The sequence below is a fragment of the Hypericibacter sp. genome (assembly GCF_050729195.1).
Taxonomy (GTDB): domain Bacteria; phylum Pseudomonadota; class Alphaproteobacteria; order Dongiales; family Dongiaceae; genus Hypericibacter.
The window spans coordinates 1-3,124 of the sequence record NZ_JBOHKS010000289.1 but is presented as its reverse complement, the minus strand read 5'-3'; the positions used below and the strand labels follow the sequence as shown (position 1 = coordinate 3,124).

General features: G+C 64.2%; 3 protein-coding genes. All 3 read left to right on the top strand.

Translation table 11 applies throughout. The features are described 5' to 3' along the window. Window positions 1-251: 251 nt before the first annotated feature. The 3 genes from apaG to ACREE8_RS23770 all read left to right on the top strand — a co-directional run bounded on the left by apaG (window position 252) and on the right by ACREE8_RS23770 (window position 2,930). Window positions 252-644, top strand: a complete 393-nt coding sequence (gene apaG / locus ACREE8_RS23780; RefSeq protein ID WP_431575505.1) for a Co2+/Mg2+ efflux protein ApaG — start codon at window positions 252-254, stop codon at window positions 642-644. Window positions 645-753: 109 nt separating this feature from the next. Next, window positions 754-1,428, top strand: coding sequence for a GTP cyclohydrolase I FolE (folE, locus tag ACREE8_RS23775; RefSeq protein ID WP_431575504.1), 675 nt, complete (start codon window positions 754-756; stop codon window positions 1,426-1,428). Window positions 1,429-1,478: 50 nt separating this feature from the next. Next, window positions 1,479-2,930, top strand: coding sequence for a TrkH family potassium uptake protein (locus tag ACREE8_RS23770; RefSeq protein ID WP_431575503.1), 1,452 nt, complete (start codon window positions 1,479-1,481; stop codon window positions 2,928-2,930). Window positions 2,931-3,124 lie beyond the last annotated feature (194 nt).

Genomic DNA, 3,124 nt, shown 5'->3' with positions numbered 1-3,124 from the left:
CGCCTTCTTTTGCGGATTCGCGATGGCCCTCCGGGGCCATCGCCGGGGGCCGGAAGAAACTTCGGCGCCGCCTTCTTTTGGGGCTGCGTCAGGGCCGGCCGATCGCCCCGCTATCATTGGGGATAAGCACCGCGGCGAGGGGTCGCTTGGCTGGACATCGCCCGCTTGCCGCCTAGAATGCGCTGCAGAGTGACGGCCCATAGACGCTGCCGTTCCCGGTCGCCGACGGCAGTCCGAATCAGAGGGTCCCCATGTATAGCCAGAGCACGCGATCGATCCGCATCACGGTCGAACCGACCTATCTCGACGACCAGTCCGCCCCCGACGAGCAGCGCTTCGTCTGGGCCTATCATGTCCGCATCGAGAATCAGGGGCCCGAGACGGTGCAGCTGCGCTCGCGCTATTGGCGCATCACCGATGCGCGCGGCAAGGTCCAGGAGGTTCGCGGCGCGGGCGTCGTGGGCGAGCAACCGGTGCTGAAGCCTGGCGAATCCTTCGAATATACCAGCGGCACGCCGCTGCCGACCTCTTCGGGCTTCATGGTCGGGACCTACCAGATGGAAAACCAAACCGGCGAACGCTTCGATGTGGCGGTTCCCGCCTTCTCGCTCGACAGTCCGCATCAGCCCAAGCGGGTGAATTGATCCGCGGGGCCTTCGTCCCCAATTGCCTTCCATCCAGGCGAGATCCGCCATCCTTGCGCCCCAAGGCGCCGACGGGCCGCTGATGAACCCGAACAAGGATTTGAAAGCGATGACGAAGCGACCTGCAAAGCCCGAGCGCGCCAGCGGCCCGCGTCCGCGTCTGGTCAAGAAGAACGGCAATGGCTTGCCGGAAAAGCCGTCGCGCGAAGAGGCCGAGGACGCGGTCCGCACGCTGATCCGCTGGGCCGGCGACGATCCGTCGCGCGAAGGCCTGCTCGGCACGCCCGATCGCGTCACGCGCGCCTATGAGGAGTTCTTCGGCGGTTATGGCGAGGATCCGGTCGAGGTGCTGCAACGCACCTTCGAGGAGACCGGCGGCTATGACGAGATGGTGATCCTGCGCGACATGCGCTTCGAGTCGCATTGCGAGCATCACCTGGCCCCGATCATCGGGCGTGCCCATATCGCCTATCTGCCCAACAAGCGCGTCATCGGCATCAGCAAGCTGGCCCGGGTGCTCGACATCTACAGCAAGCGCCTGCAGATCCAGGAAAAGATGACGGCCCAGATCGCCAACACCATCGACGAGGTGCTGCAGCCCAAGGGCGTGGCGGTGGTGATCGACGCGGCCCATCAATGCATGACGACGCGCGGCGTGCATAAGCCCGGCATGAGCATGGTGACGAGTCGCATGCTGGGGCTGTTCCGCACCGACGCCCGCACAAGGCGCGAGTTCCTCGCCATCATCGGCCATCCGGCCGCCTCGACCATGGTCAATGTGTGACCCCAGGACGGGACTTAGGCCCAGGACAGTGACCGGACGAATCGGGCGCCATGCCTGATTTCCGCGCGGTCTTCTTCATCATCGGCTTCCTGCTGCTGGCGCTCGCCGCCGCCATGCTGCTGCCGGCTGCGATCGACGCGCTGGCGGGCGACCCCGACTGGCGCGCCTTCGTCATCTCCGCGCTCGCCACGGGCATCGCCGGTGCGGCAATGGTGCTGGGTTTCCGCCAGGCCGAGCCGCCGCAGCTCCGGGCTCACGAGGGTTTTCTGCTGGTCACCACCAGTTGGATCGTGCTGGCGGGCTTCGCCACGTTGCCGCTCATGCTCACACGCGCAGGCCTCGACTTCACCGATGCCTATTTCGAGAGTATGTCGGGGCTGACCACCACCGGCGCCTCGGTCATGCCCAATCTCGACGGCCGGCCCATGGGCATTCTCCTCTGGCGCGCCCTGCTCCATTGGATTGGCGGCATCGGCATCATCGTGATCGCAGTGGCGGTGTTCCCCGTCCTTCGCGTCGGCGGGATGCAGCTCTTCCGAATGGAATCGTCGGACAAGTCCCAAAAGATCCGACCCCGCGTCAGCCAAGTCTCGGGAGTTCTGATTTCCGTCTATGTGACGCTGACGACCATCTGTGCCGTGTCACTTGTCATCGCCGGTATGCCGGCCTTCGACGCCGTCTGTCACGCGATGGCCACTCTGGCGACCGGTGGCTTCTCGACCCACGACACGTCGGTCGGCTATTTCCACAGCCCCGCGATCGAATGGATACTGACCCTATTCATGCTGATCGCCGGCATGACGTTCGTGCTGCTGGCCCACGCGGCGCGCGGCGACCTCACCTGGCTCTGGGAAGACGACCAGACCCGCTGGTATCTGCTGTGTATTCTCGTCTTCGTCGCCGGCATGACGCTGTGGCAGTGGGAGGCCAACGGCCGCCCGTTTGGCGAGGCCTTGCGCAGTTCCAGTTTCAACGTGGTCTCGATCATCACGACCACGGGCTTCGCCTCGGAGGATTATCTTGTCTGGGGACCGCTTCCCCTTCTTATGTTCATGGTGTTGCTGTTCCTGGGCGCCTGCACCGGATCGACCGCAGGTGGCATCAAGTTCTTCCGTATCTGCGTGGTGGGCGCCGTCGCACGTTCGCAGATCGCCCATATGATCCATCCGCACCGGGTGACGCTGCCCTTCTATAACGGCGTCCCGGTCAGCGACGAAGTGGTGCGCTCGGTTCTGAGCTTTATCGTGTTCTACATCGCGGCCTTTGCCGCGATTTCCATGACGGTGAGCGCCTTCGGAATGGATCTTGTAGGCGCTATGAGCGCCGTCGCCCAGGCCCTCGGCAATGTCGGTCCGGGGCTCACCGCCGAAATCGGCCCCATCGGCAACTACGCAAACCTTCAGGACGGCGCCAAGTGGCTGCTATCGCTTGCCATGATGCTGGGCCGCCTCGAGCTCCTCACCGTCCTTGTGCTGCTGAGCCGGACCTACTGGCGGGGGTAGCCAGCACCGAGCGGCTGCACCCCTAAGTCGATGTGATCGCTTCGCTCTACTTCAGAGCTTCGATCGCGACCCATGATCAATATCGCCACTCCATTCTGAAGCAACCCCTCCCCCTACCCCCTCCCGCAAGGGCTACGGGATTCACACATTTTGCATCTCGGTAGCGAGGGCATATCCCTCGAGCCTGGCGGCGA

Bases quoted from the DNA above. Each gene is read 5' to 3' on its own strand.
- apaG (WP_431575505.1), top strand. From the start codon at position 252: ATGTATAGCCAGAGCACGCGATCGATCCGCATCACGGTCGAACCGACC.
- folE (WP_431575504.1), top strand. From the start codon at position 754: ATGACGAAGCGACCTGCAAAGCCCGAGCGCGCCAGCGGCCCGCGTCCG.
- ACREE8_RS23770 (WP_431575503.1), top strand. From the start codon at position 1,479: ATGCCTGATTTCCGCGCGGTCTTCTTCATCATCGGCTTCCTGCTGCTG.